Origin of the sequence: Flavobacterium plurextorum, from assembly GCF_024638035.1 — a bacterium.
GTDB lineage: Bacteria > Bacteroidota > Bacteroidia > Flavobacteriales > Flavobacteriaceae > Flavobacterium > Flavobacterium plurextorum.
The window spans coordinates 3673992-3694037 of the sequence record NZ_CP100442.1 but is presented as its reverse complement, the minus strand read 5'-3'; the positions used below and the strand labels follow the sequence as shown (position 1 = coordinate 3694037).

The window sequence follows — 20046 nt, the reverse complement described above, 5'->3', positions numbered from 1 at the left end:
TAAACGTTAATAAATACTAAGGTACTAAATCATCGCAGCGAAAGCTACCGGAGGTTTAGTTCAACAGGCGTTTGGCAAAAGAGAGTTTTTAGTATCGCTGCCCGCATAAACAGGGTTTCCTTTTTCTCCCTGCTGGTTGATATAGCCAAGTGCATACTCGCTTTTTTTATTTGGGGTCCACCCTATTTTGAAACTTATTTTCTGATCGGTGCGGTAAGAATTGTCCCTCTCTTCCCCATCCTCATTTTTCATCGCAGCAAAACCCGATGGCATCCGGGTTGAATTTCTCTCTAAATAAGAAAATCCTCCCTGAAGGTAAAATTTTCCCAGATTTGAGCCCACATTGATGTTTGCCCTATAGCCATTGCTGTTTATCATTCCGAGCGAGCCGTCATATTCCAGTTTCTTTGATGGCTTTCTGGAGACTAGGTTAATGGCCCCGCCCAGTGAATTGGGACCGTACAGCACAGATGAAAACCCTTTTGAAACATCAATGGCCGCCAGATCATAAGTGGTAAAACGGGCCAGGTCAACATAGCCGTCATAGGGAACATACACCGGAATCCCGTCCATATAGACCGGCACCTGCCTTAAATCAAATCCCCTGATAGAAACCATGGATTCGTTTCTTGGACCTGATGCGGTTAGCGTAACACCCGGAAGCATATTGAGGGCCCTGGAAACATCCATTTTATGCTGCGATTGCATTGCTTTTGCACTTACCCTGTTTAAGGTATCCTTATTCTGGTGACCGGTAATGATCACTTCCCCGAGCATAAAAACATTGGATGCTTTTATGGAGTCTGCCGGTATTGTATTGTTCTGCTGTGAGAATCCAATCAGGGGCAAAATCATAAAAGGTATGAATTTTAGTTTCATAAAATCATGATGTTTTCAGTATGTTTTATAAAGAATACTGATGGTTAAAAAAAAAATGGTTTGGTTAAAAATACGTAGTTCTTCTTTTACAATAATAGGTATTAATACTTAATAAGTAAAATAGTTTAGCGATAACTTTATTGATTGATACTATTACTTTACGTTTTATGGCAAAAGGTGGTATATTTTAAAGAACCTATAAGTTTTATACTCTGGATTACAACAAAACAACAGTGATGACCCTACTATAGCCCCGAGAAGCGGAAAATCCTCTTGTACCAAGGCTGGGCACAAGAGATTGCTTCGCCAGCTCGCTGGCGCTCGGGTGCAACGTATAACGGGAAGAGCACCTGACGGGTAACATAAACGCCCGAAATAGAAATAAACCCTTAACTTTGCCGTTTATCCTAGGGGGCTTGAAAAATTACCACAGCAGATTCTAAGGGAGCATGAGATATGAAGAAATTTGAGATTAAAGGCACCAGTGATGGCAAATGGCTGGTCTCACACAACGAGCCTCCAAAATTCACCTGTCTTTTTGAAAATAAGAGGTTCAGTTACCAAAGGACCATCACCGGGCTCACCGATCCTACAGGCGATCCCAAAGAGGTACAGCTGCTCCAGAAAATGGAACAGTGGCTCAAGGGATATCATACGGACAAAATAGACTAATAGTTATAGGCATTCTTAAAAATGTGCCTCTGACCGCCACTTGGGCAGTAATCAAACAGTAGTATAAATAATCTTTTGGGTTAAATAAAGAATGTATTCATGTCAAAAAAAGCAGAAACCATCCCCGATAGATGGAGTATTTTCAAACCACTTTTTACTTCAATAGAGGTGCCTGCCAGGACAATCCTGCTGGAAGAAGGCAGTATTTCAAAAACCATGTTTTTCATTGAAAAAGGGTGTTTGAGAACCTGGATAAACAATAACGGTAAAGACATCACAACACAGTTCTTTTTTGAGGGCGGCGGTGTGTCTTCCATTGAAAGTTTTATGACCGGCAAACCTAGTCTGTACACAATTGAAAGCATTGAGCCCTGTGTTATACAAACCATCACCCAAAAAGACTTTCAGGATACGCTCAAAAATTCACCAGAACTAAAAGATAATATAATCGAGCACTTATACTCAAGGCCCCTCAAAAATGGCTAATTGATAAGAGATTGCAACTGGCATATTATCAATTATCAGAGAAAAGGAAAAAACCAACAGAAGTTTATCTCGAGGTCGGTTTTGAGGATCTTTCTCATTTTTCTTTTGCTTTTAAAAAAAAATATGGCATAGCACCTACCCAGTTGCTTTAAAAGAAAGACGGAAATTAAAGTTTTATACTGGGAAAATAAATCTTCGTATTTTGAACATAGCCATGCTGGCCTAAAGAAAAAGAGGGGAATTAAACTCGGTTTGATTATTTTTTATCCCAGAGAAAATTTAAAATATTTATTAGTGGTATTCTACAAAGCGCTCTAATGTTAAAATAAAATTCTATTTTAAAAAAGTGATGGTATCTCCCAAATTTTCTTTATTGATAAAAGCCGTAATAAACTTCTGAACTTCAGCAGTGTTTTCTATTGGAGTTTCAAAGGAATTGATATGAAACTCATCATCCTGGTCCAAAATATGTATAATTTCTGTATAGCCTTTGGAAATTAAACTACCTTTCAATTTAATAATATTCAACTGTTGTTGACCACTTAACTCCTTACGGATTTTAAGTTTTATAGCTTTTTCCATGGTAAATATTTTTAAATTAATAGCCTCTGATCAAAGACCAAATATAAAATTTTATAAACGTAGTTGGTCTCTAAAAATAAAACAGAACAGACTATTTATCAACATTTTTTTAATTTCACACAGTCAGAGTCTTACCTGTTTTAGATTAATCTCTTTGAGGATAATCGCAATTCTATTTCGTCTTTTATCCTTAGAAAATCACCCCTAAAGTAATGCCTTATAAAGTCTCTTACCTGCTCCCAATTCTTCAGCTTAATTTGCAAACGCTTATCTTGATTTTCTCCAAAAATCAAAAATAAATCTAAACTTTTATGAATTTCAAGCACATATTCCTTGTCTTTGTGTCCAACCCAGAAAGTGTCAATTCCTTGATCTGTTTTAATTATTTCTCTAATAACAGATTCAGTATCTTGAACTGTTGCATTATCAATTGAAGTTCCTCCTATTTTTTCAATCCAGAATTCAGTTATCATACTAGTGCGCTAAATGTTGATTTTTAAACCCTAAACCAGATTTTATTGTTTTGTTTTAAAATAAAAACCTGCATACAAAAATTAAATTCTGCTTTCAAATATATTCTTTTTTTCAAATAATCAACAATACAGGGAAGTAAAATTTATCAATTTTAAAACGAAGCTCTTACTCAATTATTAATCCTGTCAGAAATCTTCTTGACTCCTTGCCATACAAAAAATAGTAAGGTATTACTATTATTATTTACACCATTTCTAAACAAGTAGTTATATCAAAAAGCAGCTGAATTTTCATTATATTTGTTATGTGAAAAAACACCTTTCTATATTATTTTTATCGGTTTATCTGCTCTCCATAACTCAGTTGGGCGAGCTTATAAAACTACCGTTAATGGTAGAACATTATATAGAGCATAAAGAGCAAAATCGTAATTTGACTATTTGGGGGTTTTTATGCATTCATTACCAGGGACAGGAAGTATTTGATGCCGATCATGAAAAAGACATGAAATTACCTTTTAAATCCTATACCAGTATCTGCTCTGTTGTATTTTATCCGTTAGTACAAGAATATCAAACAATCCAAAAAATAAATTATACCTATAAAAAAGAAAATTTACAGAATTATTCTTTTTTATATTCTTCCATTTTTCTTTCTTCGATCTGGCAACCGCCCAAAAACTGTTAATCGTTTTTTTATAGCCAATTAATTCCCGCATCTAATTGCGTGTGTTTTGCTATTCCTTATTTTTTTTATAAACAACGATTAATAAAAAATTATGCTTACTAAAATAATTGAGTTTTCCGTGAGGAATAAACTCATCGTAGGGCTATTTATAATTGCCCTGATTGGCTATGGTTCCTACCAGGCCACCCGTCTGCCTATTGATGCAGTTCCGGATATAACCAACAACCAGGTACAAATTATTACTATAGCTTCCTCCTTTGGTGCCACCGATATCGAACGATTGGTCACTTTCCCTATAGAACAGGCCAATAGCAATATATCGGGAATGAAAGAAATCCGAAGTTTTTCCAGATTTGGATTGTCTTTGGTAACGATCGTTTTTGATGATGATGTTGATATCTATTGGGCTAGACAGCAGGTTGCCGAAAGACTCCAACAGGTGCAAAATCAGATCCCACAAGGTATTGGCACACCAACATTAGGTCCCATATCAACAGGACTTGGAGAGATTTACCAATATGTGGTAAAACCTAAAAAAGGGTATGAACAAAAATTCAGTGTAACTGAATTAAGAACCATACAGGACTGGATTGTCAGACGACAGCTCCTGAGTGTTAAAGGAGTTGCCGAGGTGAGCAGTTTTGGCGGTAAACTAAAGCAATATGAAATCAGTATCAGCCCTGATAAACTAAATGCTTATGGTTTAACTATAAATGATGTATTTGCAGCGGTACAAAACAACAATCAAAATACAGGTGGTTCTTATATAGAAAAAGGGCCAACAGTGCTTTATATCCGCAGCGAAGGCCTTATTGGGGATATTACCGATATAGAAAATATTGCAATTCCAAATAAAAATAGTGACCTCCCATTGTTTATAAGAGATGTAGCCCAGGTTAAAACCGGCTTTGCTACGCGTTACGGCGCCATGTGTTATAATGATCAGGGTGAAGTCTCAGGAGCAATAGTGATGATGCTTAAAGGAGCCAATAGCAGTGAGGTAATTAAGAGCGTAAAAGAAAGAATTGCCCAAATACAGAAAACACTACCCGATGGCGTTGAAATTGAGCCTTTTCTTGACAGAACAAAAATGGTCAATAATGCCATTGGTACAGTGGAGAAAAACTTGCTCGAAGGCGCTTTAATTGTGGTGTTTGTTCTGGTGCTGTTTCTGGGGAATTTCAGGGCAGGTCTATTGGTTGCCTCGGTAATTCCACTGGCAATGTTATTTGCGATCTGCATGATGAATCTCTTTGGCGTAAGTGGTAATTTAATGAGTCTGGGGGCTTTGGATTTTGGATTAATAGTCGATGGGGCGGTAATAATTGTAGAGGTAATTATGCATCAACTCTCTAGTTATACTAAATACAAAGAAAGTGTTTGCCTTACAGCTGATCAGATGAATAAGACCGTTACAAGCTCCGCCAGCAAAATGATGAACAGTGCCGTATTTGGGCAAATCATAATATTGATTGTGTACTTACCCATTTTTACCCTCCAGGGTATTGAGGGCAAAATGTTTAAACCTATGGCCCAAACCGTTGCTTTTGCTTTACTGGGAGCTTTTATTTTGTCTCTGACTTATATTCCCATGATGAGCGCTCTTTTTTTAAGTAAAAAAACAAACCACAAAGAGAATCTGTCTGACAAAGTCATGAAACGCCTTGAAAACAGGTATCGCAGCACCTTAACCAAGGTACTGCGATTCCCTAAAGTAGTATTGGGCTCCGTACTGCTGCTTTTTATCCTGGCAGTAATAACTCTTACTACTTTGGGAGGGGAATTTATCCCCGCTTTAGAAGAGGGAGATTTTGCAGTAGATACACGTGTGCTAACCGGCAGTAACTTAAATACAACCATAGAGAGCACTCAAAAAGCGGCACATATATTAAAAACCCAATTTCCCGAAGTACTAAAAGTGGTCACCAAAATTGGAAGCGGTGAAGTTCCTACTGATCCAATGCCCATGGAGGCCAGCGATATGATGGTGATTTTAAAAGACAAAAAAGAATGGACTTCCGCCAAAACCTTTAATGAGTTATCTTCAAAGATGAGCAAAGCCTTGGAAGATGTTCCCGGAATTACGACAGGGTTTCAATTTCCGGTACAAATGCGCTTTAATGAACTCATGACCGGAGCCCGACAAGATGTCGTACTTAAAATATTTGGAGAGAACCTCGATACACTGGCAGTTACGGCAAACAAACTGGGTAAACTTATCAGTACAGTGGATGGAACTGCCAATTTATTTATAGAACCTGTCTCAGGCATGCCACAAGTAATTATAGCCTATAACCGCCCTGCAATTGCCCAATATCATCTCTCAATAGCAGATATCAATAAAGTCATCAATACCGCTTTTGCAGGACAAAGTACAGGCCTCGTGTTTGAACAGGAAAAAAGGTTTGATTTAGTGGTGCGTTTAAATGCTAATGAAAGAAAAGACATCCAAGATATTCAAAATCTACTTATCCCTGTACCAAATGGCAGCCCGGTTGCTTTATCGCAACTCGCGACAGTTGAAATTAAAAACGGGCCTAACCAGATTCAGCGAGAAGATACCAAACGCAGAATTGTTGTAGGTTTTAATGTAAAAGACAGGGATGTACAAAGCATCGTAAATGAATTACAGGCCAAGGTAGATAAAGAACTAAAATTACCGGCAGGTTATTATGTTACTTACGGTGGTGCATTTGAGAATTTAAATCAGGCCAAAGACCGTCTTATGATTGCCGTGCCTGTTTCTCTGATACTTATTTTTATTTTACTCTTCTTCGCCTTTAATTCCGTTAAACACGGACTGCTTATTTACACCGCAATTCCACTCTCTGCCATTGGAGGAATATTCTTTCTGGCCCTGCGCGGTATGCCTTTTAGCATTAGTGCCGGTATAGGTTTTATTGCCCTTTTTGGAGTAGCAGTTTTAAACGGGATTGTATTGATAGCTGAATTTAACCGACTTAAAAATAACGGAATGAAAAATCTTGTCAAGATTGTTTTAACAGGTACAACATCAAGACTTCGTCCTGTGCTAATGACAGCTTTTGTAGCCTCTTTAGGCTTTTTACCAATGGCATTAAGTAATGGTGCAGGTGCCGAAGTGCAACGTCCTTTAGCAACAGTAGTTATAGGTGGTTTATTGGTGGCTACATTTTTAACTTTATTTGTATTACCACTGCTTTATATAGTGTTTGAAAAAGGTTTTGAAATAAAAAGTTTAAACCAAAAAATAGCCTTTACTTTCGTTTTTCTTTCAATATTTTCCGGTGTAAATGCGCAGCAAAAAGTTAGTCTGCAGACCGCATTAAAAATGGCTACAGAGAAAAATAACAGTATAAAAAATGAAAAGCTAAGAACTGCTTACGCACAGGCACTCATTAAATCAGGAGCCGACATCCCCAAGACAACCGTCTTTGCAGAAGCCGGGCAAATAAACGGAGCTTATACTGATACCCGATTTGGTATTTCGCAAACTATTGCATTTCCGACGATCTATAAAAGAGAAAAACAGCTTTTATCCCAGCAATGGAAAACTGCTGCATTAAATACTTCATTAAAGGAGCTCGAAATTAAAAAAGCAGTAACACAGGTTTTTTATACCTTCTTATATTTTAAAGAAAAAGAAAAACTTTTGCAACAGGCCGATACCCTATTCAATGATTTTTATGCTAAAGCAAGTCTTCGGCTTCAAAAAGGAGAAAGTAATATTTTGGAGAAAACCACTGCTGAAAACCAACGTGCTGCCATTGCAATACAATTAACACAGCTTCAACAAGAGATTCAAATCATTATATTGGAGCTACAAGTGCTTTTGAACTCAGAAAGTACCATTATTCCTTTTGATAAGAGCCTCAAATGTCCTCTTATTGCAACAAGTGATGGAATTGAGAATAATATCCTTTTAAGAATTTCACAGCAACAAAAAAGCAATGCCATAGCCCAAACTCAATTAGAAAAATCAAAATACTTGCCTGATCTCACTATAGGCTACTTTAACAATAGCTTTAAAGGAATGGGACCTGATAATAACTATTATGATCGAAGCGACCGCTTTTCCTCTATACAGGCAGGACTGGCAATACCCCTTTTTACCGGAAGTCAAAGCGCTAAAATACAAGCCTCTAAGGTTGGAGAAAGTATTGCAGAAAACCAGCATGAAATTCAATTACAAATCCTGCAGACACAATATAAACAATTGCTAACTAACTATAAAAGCAATACTGCAATACTACAATACTACGAAGATTCAGGCTTAAAAAATGCTGTTCTAATTAAACAAACAGCTAATAGACAATTTAGTAACGGTGAAATTAATTTCTTAGATTTTGTTATGGTAATCAATCAGGCAATTGACATACAAAGTAATTATTTAGAAGCTGTAAGAGCGCTGAACCAAAACAGTATCGAACTTAACTTTATCACTTCAAATTAAACTTAAATGAAAAATATATCATTGTTTTTAAGCATGCTCTTTATTGTAAATGCATGTAAAAACACTACCGAAAAACAGGAAATAAAACAAAAACCTGTTGACCAAAATAGTGTAATACTTACGGATGCGCAGTTCAAAAACGCAAGCATTGAAACTGTTGAATTAACTCGAAAAGATATTGCTACAGTTATAAAATTAAATGGAAAAATTGATGTACCTCCACAAAATTTAATATCTGTCAATGCACCCCTGGGAGGATATTTAATAAAGAGTAAGCTCTTACCGGGTATGCTGGTAAAAAAAGGCGAAGTAATAGCTACTTTGCAAGATCAGCAATATGTGCAGTTACAGCAAGATTATCTCATGGCCAAATCCAAACTGCATTTTGCAGAACTGGAATTCGTACGTCAAAAAGATCTTAATCAAACTAAAGCCAGTAGCGATAAAGCAACGCAATTAGCAGAATCCGAGGTAAGCAACCTTCGTATAACAGTAAAGGCCTTATCAGAAAAGCTCAAACTCATTAACATTAATACCAGTCATTTATCAGCCAATAAAATTTCCAAGAGCATAACCATTGTAAGTTCTATAACTGGTTTTGTCAGCAAGGTTAATATTAATATAGGCAAATACATCTCCCCGGGTGAAGTAATGTTTGAGCTTATCGACCCCAGTGACATACACTTAAATCTTAATGTTTATGATACTAATATTGCGCAGCTTGCCATTGGTCAAAAAGTAATTGCATACAGTAATGCAGCGCCTAAGAAAAAGTATGATTGTAAAATCATATTAATCAACAGAGATATTAACTCTAATGGAAATACACAGGTACATTGCCACTTTGTAAGGTATGACAAATATCTTTTGCCGGGTATGTATATGAATGCCGAAATAGAAACATCATCGGGGTTAGCCAATGCATTACCTGAATTAAGTATTGTGACCTTTGAGAGTAAAGACTATGTTTTTATACAAACTGCAAAACAGCAATATCAAATGACACCAATTGCCGTGGGAGTCAAAGAAAATGGCTATTTGGAGATTCTGGATCCCGAGAAACTCAAAAATAAAAAAATAGTAAGCAACGGAGCTTATACTTTGTTGATGAAAATGAAAAATAAAGAAGAATAAAAAATTTAATAATTTAAAAGAAAACATGATGAACGCAGCACATTATCACTTGCTAGTAAACCACTTCCCTATTATTATGCCTATTGTAGGTTTACTGCTTATTATTGGTGGATTTATGGTAAAATCTGAAATTTTAAAAAGAGCAGCCTATTGTATTTTTATACTCGGAGCACTCGGAGCATTTGCAGCAATAGCAACAGGCGATAGCGCCGGGGAAGTAGTAAAACATATTGATGGAATCTCAAAAACCTTAATCCACCAACATGAAGAAAAAGCAGAGATTTTCACCCTCTTATCTTATATACTGGGGGTACTCTCAATGGTTGCTTTATGGAGCAATTGGAAAAAGAAATCATATGCCAATTATATTGCTTTAGCAATACTTGTGTATGGTCTTGTCATTTTAAATTTTGCTCAACAAACAGGCAATACCGGGGGGGAAATCAGACATTCTGAAATAAGATAAACCGCTATTGCTTCTTTTGTCCTTAAAAAATACAAAAGACAGCAAAACATCAATACTAATTAGACCATTCACACTACTGCTAGGGGGTTGAAAATTGATAGAAATACAAACTGAATTAAATTAAAAACAAAATATATAACATGCAAAGCGAAAATCATTACATTAATAGAAGTGGCTGGCTCAGGGCAGCCGTATTGGGAGCAAACGACGGAATTCTATCCACAACAAGTTTAACCATCGGCGTTGCAGCTGCAAGTATAACCAGAGAGCCTATATTACTCTCAGCCATTGCAGGACTGGTAGCCGGAGCTCTTTCTATGGCCGCAGGGGAGTATGTATCGGTAAGTTCTCAGGCTGATATTGAAACTGCTGACCTAGAGCGTGAAAAACTCGAACTGAAAAATATTCCTGAATCAGAACTTGAAGAATTAACTCGCATTTATCTTCAAAGAGGATTAAATAAAGAACTTGCCCAACAGGTCGCGCTTGAGTTAACTAAACATGATGCGCTTGGTGCTCATGCCAAAGATGAACTAGGAATTAATGAAGCGACCCAGGCCTATCCCTTAACGGCAGCTTTTGCCTCGGCAGTATCTTTTACTGTCGGCGGTGTGCTGCCGCTTCTGGTGGCTATTTTTGCTCCTATAAAACAAATGATATTTTACCAGTATGGATTTTCCATACTCTTTTTAGCATTATCAGGAGTATTGGCTGCAAAAGCAGGGGGCTCAAATATCTTAAAAGCTGTTCTGCGCATCTGTATCTGGGGTACTCTTGCCATGGGAACCTCTGCACTAGTGGGATACATTTTTGGCGTGCAGACCATTTAAAAATCTTTTTATTCGACTCAAAATTAATGGAATCCTAAGCAAGTAAAGAAAATTAACAATTCATTATTTCGTTAATATCTAAAAAACAAACTACAAAATGAAACTCATCACACTACTGCTCTTATTTACAGTATTTCCAATAAATTGGGAGCCCGATTTTAACACTGCAAAAAAAATCGCAAAGGAAAAACACGAATTAATACTGTTGAACTTTTCCGGTTCGGACTGGTGCGGCCCCTGTATTGTCCTGCGCAAAGACTATCTTGAGAGTGCAGTGTTCACAGAAATGGCAAATGAAAATTTAATACTCGTTAATGCTGATTTTCCGAGAAAAAAGAAAAACACCCCAACACCTGAGCAGGTCAAACGCAATGAAGATTTGGCCGAGATATACAATAAAGAAGGAAGTTTTCCTCTAACGCTACTTCTTGACCCTGATGGTAAGGTCATTAAAACCTGGCATGGAAAACCTGAAATCTCTCCTGAGCAGTGGACAACCGAAATAAAAAACATCTGTGATAGCCGAAAATAGCATACCTAAAAACCAAAAATATTCGAAATCTCTAAAACTCATGGGCAACAACTTTACCATTACCGTTGTAACCCAAAATGAGAAGTCAGCAAATGAGAATATTAATCTGGCAATTGAAGAAATCAGACGAATTGAAAGACTTCTGACCACTTATAAAGAGGATAGCCAGACCAATCTGATCAATGAAAATGCAGGAATTTCTCCTGTAAAGGTAGCCCTTGAAGTTTTTAATCTCATTGAAAGATGTATTGGAATTTCAAGAATCACACAGGGAGCTTTTGATATTTCTTATGGAAGCATCGATAAAAGCTTGTGGAATTTTGATCAAACAATGACTAAACTTCCTGATGCTGCAACAGCTTTAAAGATGGTCCACCTTATTGATTACAGAAATATCGTTCTTCATAAGGAAAACTCCACTGTGCTGCTAAAAGAAAAAGGAATGCGCATTGGTTTTGGCGGAATTGGAAAAGGATATGCCGCTGAAATGGCCAAACAAATATTGATCAAAAATAATGTTCATAGTGGCATTATTAATGCCAGCGGAGATCTCTGCGCCTGGGGATTACAGCCAAATGGTAAAAAATGGACCATTGGTGTGGCTGATCCTGATGCTCCGAATGCTGCTTTTTCCTTTATGGAAATATCCAATAAAGCCGTGGCCACCTCGGGAAATTATGAAAAATTCGTAAAGATCAACGGTAAAAAATATTCACATACCATTGATCCAAAAACGGGATTGCCCATTACCGGGATAAAAAGCGTGACTATAATTGCTTCAAATGCGGAATTTGCGGATGCTATGGCAACTCCAATAGCGGTTATGGGAATCAAGGCTGGTTTATATCTAATAGATCAAATACCGGATCTGTATTGTATTATTATCGACGACAACAATAAAATTTACACTTCAAAAAATATTAATTTCAAATGAAAAAGTCAAAACAAAAAAAAATCATACTCTTATACAGCGCTATTTTTATAGCGCTGCTGCTTACCTCTTGTACTTCGGTAAAGGAATATCAGAAAGGAAAAATCAACGATTCTGAAATGGTGCTCTCAAACAGGAAAATAGAAAAGACCCAACTTAGTTTTCAATCCTACCGAGAAGGAGCTTCCGGCGCAAATTCAGGGAAAAGCGGCGGTGGCTGTGGTTGTAACTAATCTTCATACGATTTAAAAATGAAAAGAATATTCATTACAGGATTTGCCTTATTGGGATTGTTTCAATTAAGAGCGCAAAATGTTCCGGCAGATTCAACGGGTTATAAAAGCAAAAAATTAAAACTCGAGGAAGTAAATTTAGTTTCGAGTTACTACAATCAGAATGGCAACAACTCAGCTGTTACCGGCGGAATTGGTTCTGAACATCTTACCGATATCGCAAATACCATCGATGTTAAACTCATAAAATACGGCCAAACAGGAATCAAACATACTTTTGATATCGAAGCCGGTATAGATCATTATACCTCAGCCTCTTCGGATATGATTGATCTGAGTGCAAATTCCTCGGCCTCGTCTTCAGACAATCGCTTTTATCCCTCTTTAACTTATCTTAGAGAGAATGAACAAAAAGGAAGAACTATCGGTATTGGAGTTTCATCATCAACCGAATTTGATTACCAGTCTTTTGGGGCAAACATTAGCTTCTCTCAAAAAACAAAAGACAGAAACGGGGAATTTACGGCTAAATTTCAAACCTTTATCGATCAGTTGAAACTCATTGAACCCGTTGAACTTCGGGACCCGGGAAGTGAAGGTTACCATAGTGCAAATAGAAATACTTTTGCAGGAACCCTAAGTTACACTCAGGTTGTAAATCAGAGACTACAGCTAATGATTCTTGGGGATATTATTAGTCAAAACGGATATTTAAGCCTTCCTTTTCACAGAGTGTATTTTGCAGATGGTTCTGTGCATCAGGAAAAAATGCCCGATACCCGATTAAAAATTCCACTGGGAATCAGGGCAAGCTATTTTTTAGGGGATAATATGATTATTCGTGCGTATTACAGGTATTATACCGATGACTGGAATTTAAAAGCACATACGGCTGATATCGAAATCCCTGTCAAATTAACCCAGGCATTATCATTGAGTCCTTTTTACCGATATTACACTCAAAGCGGAACCAGGTATTTTAAACCTTATGGTGCACATACTGCAGCTGATGACTATTACACCAGTAACTATGATCTATCAAAATTTGACAGCAGCTTCTTTGGAATGGGAATGAAATTCACACCGCTCAATGGCATTTTTGGTCTTAAACACTGGAATACATTAGAGATTCGTTATGGTCATTATACCAGAACAACCAATATGACTTCAGATATCATTAGTATTAATATTAAATACAAATAAAAAACAATCTGCCTATTGCCAGGTTTCCTAATTTTAAGCTTGGTAATGGGGCAGCATTAATTTAAAGTACGATCAAAGTGCAAACAAATTAAATGATATTCTTTTATGCGTTTTTTTGTTATTGTGCAATAGTTCCTTTTTTTACTTGACAATCTTTTTTAAATGCTAACTCAATCAGACCATTAAGATTGCCTTTATCAGCTAATGCTATTTGGCATCACCTACAATTAGACCATGTCCATATTAAAACCCCACACCAATGGTGTGGGGTTTTAAATATTTTTATTTTAAAGTTATTTTAAAAAAAGTATCTAGGCTCTTGAAATAATTAGAACTCCAACAGGCTTTTTTACTCTTTATCTAAAACTTGTTTTCAACTTCCGCAGCCTGTAGCATTAAATAATGCAAATCGGTATTTTTCACAAAAGGCTTTAAAAGTTCGCTTCCCGGACCATACATTGCCAGTTCCACATAATCAGCAGAATGGTCCATGCTGATCCAACCCACTGAATTTATTTTTCCCTGCATTTCTGCAAATGCTTTATAAGGTAATTTTTTATAATTATACAAACCATCTTCTTTGTGCAGGCCATCGTAATAACTTAAAACCGTTTTTGCCTCTTGATCTGAAACCGAATGCCCATTTGCCTTTTCAATAATTTCCTTTACTTGTGATACAGAAGATTCTGCTTTTATTTGGTTCAAAATCCATTCATTTGTCTGCGTGTATTTCTGGATACTATCAAAATTATCATTGGCATCCTTGCCATAAATAATTCCAGGATTGGCATTTCCGTGATCGGTGGTAATAATCACTAATGTTTCTTTATCTTTTTCTGCAAAATCTATAGCGACTTTTACCGCCTGGTCAAATTCAATCTGATCATTAATCAAGCCGGCAATATCGTTACCATGTGCTGCCCAATCTACTTTCCCGCTTTCAATTTGCAAAACAAAACCATTTTTATGACTTTTCATTCTCTCAATGGCTTTCTGCGCCATATCGGCTAAACTAGGAACTGTTTTTTGTAAATTTTCATCGCTATTTCGATCAACATAATACGGCAAACCATCTTCTGCAAAGACACCTAAAATTGGTTGAGCATTAGAAGCTGCATCCATATCAGAACGCGTTTTTACCACCTGATATCCTTTTGATTTAAAAGCAGCAAACATATCTTTTTTATCTTTTCTTAATTCCGCACTAAAATAGTTTGAACCTCCGCCCATCATAACATCAAAACCAAGCTCCAAATATTGCTGCGCAATATCATCCTGCGCATTTCTACTTTTACTGCTAACGCAAAAACCCGCCGGAGTAGCATGAGTTATAGGAACTGTAGTGACACAACCTGCCATTTTTCCGGCTTTCTTAAACTTCTGCCAAATTGGTAAATGCGGTTCTCCCTGCGGACTCACATTAAGAACTCCGTTATTTACTCTAAAACCGCCTCCCCAGGAAGAGCTGGCCGCGGATGAATCTGTAACTATAGAACTCGCTGAAGCGGTATCCATTAAAGCTCTTGATACCTTATTGTCTTTATACAATTGTATCCAGTTAGAGCCCTTGCCTGTTTTTCTGCTCAGAAACAAATCGGTCATGTTTAATGTTCCGGTACTCATCCCGTCACTAACGAGTAAAATAATGTTTTTTGCTTTCTTATTTTTATTAACTGATTCTAAATCTAAAATATTGGCAGAACCCTGAAAAGGATTCATCATTACAGCTCCAATTGTAAATAAAGAGCCATTTTTAAAGAACTTTCTTCTGTTCATTATGTTGTTATTTATAAATATTTTTAAAGATAATCAATAAAGTAAAATCACCCTGACACTAGCCCCTTAAAGATAACTTTTTGTTAATCTAAGGGGTATTAATTCAAAACCCTCAGACTTGTGAAAGTATCCCAATATAAGATCAAAACTTTAGTTTTTTATTTTATCTCCTATGAAAAAAACAGTACAATTCTTCCTGTTGTTTTACTTTAGAGTACATACTGGACTGAACCTTGTATTGATTAAAAAGCCTCTTAAAGTGATTTTTCATTAGTGGATTTTTTTTTATGTTTGATATGGATGCTAGCAATTGTGGCATTTTACGTATTGAGATTTAAAGAAAACCTTCAAAATCAAATGACTCTGAAGGTTTTGTGGGGAATCAAAATACCAATTTAAATCAATAATCTATTTTCTACTCCTGCGTAGGTCCTCAATTAATTTTCGGTTGCCTTTGTTGACCATACTGCGTACTGTTTTTTTTTTACTTTCATACTCTTTAATACAGTTTTCCATCTCAATATATAAGCTTTGAAATCGATCGTATAAAACATCCAGCCCCCTGACAGCCTCTACAGTATCATTATAATCCGATTGATCGAGCTTATTTATGGCCGCTTTAGACATCGATTCAAATCTGTTAAAGGCTTCGGCCAAAATTCGATGCTCTCTAGAATTTATTCCTTGCATAATACATTACTTCCGTATCCAATAAAAGGAAAATATCCCATTTTATCAGAACTTATTTCAAGTGATTTTAATTTATATTGATTCGTACTTTGTTTTAAAAAGTTATTATAATTTACCCAATACCTTTTCAGGGTAATCCGTTATAATTCCATCTACTTTAAGCCTGAGCATAAAATCGATGTCTTTATCTTCATTTACCGTCCAGGGAATTACTCGTATTTTCAGAGACCTTATCAAGGCAACTTCTTCTTTGTTTAGCAGTTTATGATAAGGACTGTAAATTTGGGGTACAAAATCAAGCATCGACAGATTTTTTATAAAAGTGTCTTCCCCAACAAGAAAAGCAATCTGTATCTTAGGATATGTTTTATGGATCCCATTTAACACTGTCGGATCAAAAGACTGAATATTTATTTTCTGTTCGATACCTTTGTCTTTAATTATCTTGATCACCATTGCAGAGAACAAATCAGGTTGTGGCTGTCTTATGTTGTAATCTTCTTTTTCTGATTTGATTTCAATATTGTACTTAACGGGTTTAAGCTTATTTTTGCTGATATAATTTTCAACACTGTCAATTACCTCGGACAACAAAGGCTTATAGGTTTTCATTTTTTGCTGCCCGGCAAAAGCGGCATTTCCTCGCGAACCGCTGTCAAATCTTTTGATACTGTCGTAAGTCATTTCAAAAAGATTATAACTCTTCTCTTTGTCCTTTTTAATGGGTTTGCCATCTAGACCATTCATATATTGTGCCGACATAAACGTCTCATGCGAAACTACCACTTTTTGATCTTTGGAAATCACAACATCCATCTCTATAACAGCAGCACCTTTTTTAACAGCGCTTAAAAAAGCCGGAATCGTATTTTCAGGGAAACTCCCACGGTCACCGCGATGTCCCTGCACTTCAATGGGCTGTATTTGCTGATTATTTTTTATACCTGCGCAATTATATCCCACTAAGAATACCGCTAAAATGCAGATTGCCTTTATTGTTCTGATCATTATGATTCTTATTTTACTTTGTCAATTCTGTAACTGCTCTTAGCGGTATGAACCTTGCCGAACATATCAGTGGCTTTAATATCAATACTATGTGTGCCAAGATCAAGATTCGACGGAATTTCTCCTCTCCACACATGCATGCTTATCTCGGGATCTGATGAGCGTTTCCCCGGCATAAGCACCTCAGAGAGATCCCACTCATATACCAGCTCTACATAAGAAGGATCCTGTACCTGCATATAAACCATATCTTTCCATTCTCCCTGATCTACACGGTAAACTACTTTATCATTTTTGCTGCCCATGAAAAAATTAGCAAATATACCCGACTCTGTATGTTTGCCTTTGGCTACAACCTTTGGCGCAAAAACCTTCATCTGATAATTATCCGGCTCTCCGGCTACCTTGTAATCGACACTATACTGATTGCCTGAAAAATGAATAAAGGCATACCCTTTTGGTGTCCCGTCTCTCATAACAGCTATTGGAATTCCTTTTTGATCCAATTTTCCCGAATACCAGTCACCTGAAGTTGTTCCGATATTATAATGATGATGTGGTTTTTCCTGTAACCATCCCTCTTTTTTATCAAAGAAATCCTGACGCTGCATATGGGTATGGGCAGAAAGCGAAAGCGTATTGGGGAAATCCTTCAGGAGTTCAAAAAGCTTTTGGCGGTCTTCATCTCTAAATGAATCGTCATTGCTCTCGAGTTCGCTAAGCGGAATATGAAAGGCCATTACAATAAGATGATCCTTTGGCACAACTTTAAGATCATTTTCTATAAATTTCAGCTGTTGCTCGGTAAAGCCTCCCCAATATCCCTGATGATCTCTTGGATCCGGATAGAGAATATCATCCAAAACAATAAAGTGAACTTTTCCATAATTGAAAGCGTAATTAGCCGGACCAAAATGTGCCTCAAAGGTTTCATCAGATAAATTATCAGCCTTGGCGTCAAAATTAAGATCATGGTTTCCAAGTACATTGTACCATGGAATCCCAACTTTTTTTACTGCCTGTATGTAAGGATTAAACAAATTAAGGTCGTTACCTACCAGGTCTCCCATACTCAAACCAAAAGGAATATTTTTTATACCTTCTACCTCAGCAATAATTCCTCTTGTAAAAAAATCTACTTCTTCAAGATTATAAGGCTGTGGATCACCAAAGACAAGGGTCGTAAAATTATCCGTTTCTTTTTGGGCAACAAGTCCAAAATCCACCGATGCTGGAAGTTTTCCCGTTGGAGCTACTCCTTGAAACTTTGATTTTGGGGAACCATTAGGTTTATAAATATAAAAAAACTGCGCAAGGTTATCGCCATTGGTCTGAATTTTATAACCCGAAGGTTTTATTAAAGCAATAATGGCATCGTTTTGCAGAGGAAGCTCATAGTTTCCTTTTTTATCGGTTAAAACTACTTCGCATCCATTGGTTAGGGCAACATTTGAAATGCCTTTTTCCTTTTTATCTTTTTTTCCATTTTGATTCAAATCTTCAAAGACGTTTCCTTTAACTGTATTCTGGGCCGTTAACACACTGCAGAAAAGCATTGTACTGTATATAATTATCTTATTCATTTTTTTATATTTTATTTGTCCCACCAGACTTTAGTATTAATATTATCTGCTCCGATCATCTGAACTGCCTGCTGGTAGTTTTGTGTATTTTTAATCTGCTGATTATCCGGATAGGTAAATCGTGAAGGCATAATTCCATCATTTAGCATCGCCGTTGTAGTGGGTAATACAGGTAGTGCTGTCCTGCGGTATTCGAACCACTGTTGATAATCGGTGAAATACAGGGCGTAATATTTCTGCAGCATTATCCTCTGAAGTGTGCCATTGTACTGAGCCTGTGGATTATCAAAATAATTCGCGGGTGTAGTTGCCTTAACTTGTTCGATTGCCGCTTTTACGCCTTTGGTATAATGGTCTGCTGCATCAGCAATGTAACCTCTTTGGGCTAATTCTGCTTTAATAAATTCGACCTCAGCATAGGTCATAATAAAGATCTGCATCGGATTCTGAACCTGCAGGGTCACCAGTGTCGAGGCATTGTATTTAAATTGTGAATCTGCTCCGGCATATGCGCTTGTAATTCCGACAAATCCAATTGGCGCGTTAGTAACCAGAGCTGTAGCGCCTGTGGCTATTATTGCTCTTCTGGGATCCTCCAGCGTATTGAGGTTATCAATAAAAAAAGAAGCCATTTTGGTGCTCAGATTAAAATCCTGAGGTCTTCCCCAGGGAGACATGTTGGGAGAAATACCGGTCACTTTTAAAATTGCTCCTTCAGCCGTACTGGTAAAAACAGGATATATCTCGGGATGGCCGCACATATAAGCCAGTTTTTCAAAAGCTTTAGTTTCACTACGATTTGAAATCCTTAACAAAAGTCTCATTTTTAATGAATTGGTGAATTTTTTCCACTTAGCAACATTATTTTGAAATAAGATATCTTCGGCATAAATCATCGGTTTTTTGACATCATAAAGCATGTTGGCTTTTTCCAGATCTGCCAGCAATGTTTCATAGATAAACTCCTGAGTGTCGTACTTCGGATATAGAATTCCATCTTCTCCCCTGACGGCCTCTGTCATAGGAACCGGCCCGAAAAGATCCGTAAGATTGGCATAAACCAATGCATTGAGTGTGAGTGCTACGGCCTCATAGTTAACGTCGCCGGCTTTAACTGAGGCCATTCGCATTTCTCTGATATTGGAAAGCCATTTATAATAATTGTTCCATGCCGAGTTGCCAATATTGTTGCTGACATCATAACGATGAAGTCCGCCTGTTATACTTGGAAATGGAAGCGAAACCTGCATTAGGTTAAAAGTTACATCAGCGCTCTGGGTGGCATTGTGTGAAGCAATCCCATATATAATAGGATTAAGCAATGTACCTGGACTGACCTCAGATATCAAATTAGGATTATCATTTAGTTCTTCAAAACCTTCTGTACAGGAAATACACATTCCGGTGAGCAATATCATTATTGCTGCAATTTTTATTTTTTTCATTAT

General features: G+C 36.9%; 18 protein-coding genes and 1 pseudogene. 12 read left to right on the top strand and 7 right to left on the bottom strand.

Annotated elements, in window-relative coordinates:
* Window positions 1–60: 60 nt before the first annotated feature.
* Window positions 61–879, bottom strand: a complete 819-nt coding sequence (locus tag NLG42_RS16360) for a TonB-dependent receptor plug domain-containing protein (protein ID WP_131423824.1) — start codon at window positions 877–879, stop codon at window positions 61–63.
* A 456-nt stretch (window positions 880–1335) separates the two neighbouring features.
* Here NLG42_RS16360 and NLG42_RS16355 point away from each other — a divergent pair, with 456 nt between their 5' ends.
* The 3 genes and pseudogenes from NLG42_RS16355 to NLG42_RS16345 all read left to right on the top strand — a co-directional run.
* Entirely contained in the window at window positions 1336–1551 is a 216-nt protein-coding gene (locus tag NLG42_RS16355; protein ID WP_131423827.1) for a hypothetical protein, read from the top strand.
* A gap of 99 nt (window positions 1552–1650) precedes the next feature.
* A complete protein-coding gene (locus NLG42_RS16350) occupies window positions 1651–2037 on the top strand; it encodes a Crp/Fnr family transcriptional regulator (RefSeq protein ID WP_257681587.1) in 387 nt (128 codons plus the stop codon).
* Window positions 2022–2189, top strand: a pseudogene (locus NLG42_RS16345) (helix-turn-helix domain-containing protein); the annotation flags it as partial. The gene NLG42_RS16350 and the pseudogene NLG42_RS16345, both read left to right, overlap by 16 nt.
* 181 nt (window positions 2190–2370) lie before the next feature.
* On the opposite strand, the gene NLG42_RS16340 reads toward NLG42_RS16345, so the two are convergent.
* Both NLG42_RS16340 and NLG42_RS16335 read right to left on the bottom strand, forming a co-directional pair.
* Window positions 2371–2619: a hypothetical protein gene (locus NLG42_RS16340; protein WP_131423833.1), complete on the bottom strand. Its 249-nt coding sequence runs from the start codon at window positions 2617–2619 to the stop codon at window positions 2371–2373.
* A 140-nt stretch (window positions 2620–2759) separates the two neighbouring features.
* Window positions 2760–3092, bottom strand: coding sequence for a hypothetical protein (locus NLG42_RS16335; protein WP_131423835.1), 333 nt, complete (start codon window positions 3090–3092; stop codon window positions 2760–2762).
* 391 nt (window positions 3093–3483) lie between these two features.
* Between NLG42_RS16335 and NLG42_RS16330 the strand changes: the two genes are divergently transcribed.
* The 9 genes from NLG42_RS16330 (at window position 3484) to NLG42_RS16290 (ending at window position 13541) form a co-directional block, all read left to right on the top strand.
* Window positions 3484–3780 carry a hypothetical protein gene (locus NLG42_RS16330; RefSeq protein ID WP_131423838.1) on the top strand — a complete coding sequence of 99 codons (297 nt, stop codon included), beginning with the start codon at window positions 3484–3486 and terminating at the stop codon, window positions 3778–3780.
* Window positions 3781–3871: 91 nt separating this feature from the next.
* Window positions 3872–8212 (top strand): CusA/CzcA family heavy metal efflux RND transporter, encoded by a 4341-nt coding sequence (locus NLG42_RS16325; protein ID WP_131423840.1) that lies wholly within the window; start codon window positions 3872–3874, stop codon window positions 8210–8212.
* 6 nt (window positions 8213–8218) lie between these two features.
* Complete coding sequence (locus NLG42_RS16320) at window positions 8219–9346, top strand: efflux RND transporter periplasmic adaptor subunit (protein ID WP_131423842.1); 1128 nt, start codon at window positions 8219–8221, stop codon at window positions 9344–9346.
* A gap of 28 nt (window positions 9347–9374) precedes the next feature.
* The gene (locus NLG42_RS16315) at window positions 9375–9812 is read left to right on the top strand and encodes a DUF2231 domain-containing protein (RefSeq protein WP_131424343.1); all 438 of its coding nucleotides are present in this window, start codon (window positions 9375–9377) and stop codon (window positions 9810–9812) included.
* Window positions 9813–9952: 140 nt separating this feature from the next.
* Complete coding sequence (locus NLG42_RS16310) at window positions 9953–10642, top strand: VIT1/CCC1 transporter family protein (protein WP_131423845.1); 690 nt, start codon at window positions 9953–9955, stop codon at window positions 10640–10642.
* Between the two features lie 97 nt (window positions 10643–10739).
* The gene (locus tag NLG42_RS16305) at window positions 10740–11174 is read left to right on the top strand and encodes a thioredoxin family protein (RefSeq protein WP_131423847.1); all 435 of its coding nucleotides are present in this window, start codon (window positions 10740–10742) and stop codon (window positions 11172–11174) included.
* Window positions 11175–11214: 40 nt separating this feature from the next.
* Window positions 11215–12108, top strand: coding sequence for an FAD:protein FMN transferase (locus NLG42_RS16300; RefSeq protein WP_131423849.1), 894 nt, complete (start codon window positions 11215–11217; stop codon window positions 12106–12108).
* On the top strand, window positions 12105–12338 hold the full coding sequence (locus NLG42_RS16295) for a DUF4266 domain-containing protein (RefSeq protein ID WP_131423852.1): 234 nt from the start codon (window positions 12105–12107) through the stop codon (window positions 12336–12338). Before NLG42_RS16300 ends, NLG42_RS16295 begins: the two co-directional genes overlap by 4 nt.
* Window positions 12339–12356: 18 nt before the next feature.
* The gene (locus NLG42_RS16290; protein ID WP_131423855.1) at window positions 12357–13541 is read left to right on the top strand and encodes a DUF3570 domain-containing protein; all 1185 of its coding nucleotides are present in this window, start codon (window positions 12357–12359) and stop codon (window positions 13539–13541) included.
* A 360-nt stretch (window positions 13542–13901) separates the two neighbouring features.
* On the opposite strand, the gene NLG42_RS16285 is transcribed toward NLG42_RS16290, so the two are convergent.
* From NLG42_RS16285 to NLG42_RS16270, 4 genes are all read right to left on the bottom strand, one after another.
* A complete protein-coding gene (locus NLG42_RS16285) occupies window positions 13902–15317 on the bottom strand; it encodes an alkaline phosphatase (protein ID WP_257681586.1) in 1416 nt (471 codons plus the stop codon).
* 795 nt (window positions 15318–16112) lie between these two features.
* Window positions 16113–17015 carry a glycerophosphodiester phosphodiesterase family protein gene (locus tag NLG42_RS16280; protein ID WP_257681585.1) on the bottom strand — a complete coding sequence of 301 codons (903 nt, stop codon included), beginning with the start codon at window positions 17013–17015 and terminating at the stop codon, window positions 16113–16115.
* 8 nt (window positions 17016–17023) lie between these two features.
* A complete protein-coding gene (locus NLG42_RS16275) occupies window positions 17024–18598 on the bottom strand; it encodes a calcineurin-like phosphoesterase C-terminal domain-containing protein (RefSeq protein ID WP_131423859.1) in 1575 nt (524 codons plus the stop codon).
* A gap of 11 nt (window positions 18599–18609) precedes the next feature.
* Window positions 18610–20043 (bottom strand): SusD/RagB family nutrient-binding outer membrane lipoprotein, encoded by a 1434-nt coding sequence (locus tag NLG42_RS16270; RefSeq protein ID WP_131423861.1) that lies wholly within the window; start codon window positions 20041–20043, stop codon window positions 18610–18612.
* Between the last annotated feature and the right edge of the window lie 3 nt (window positions 20044–20046).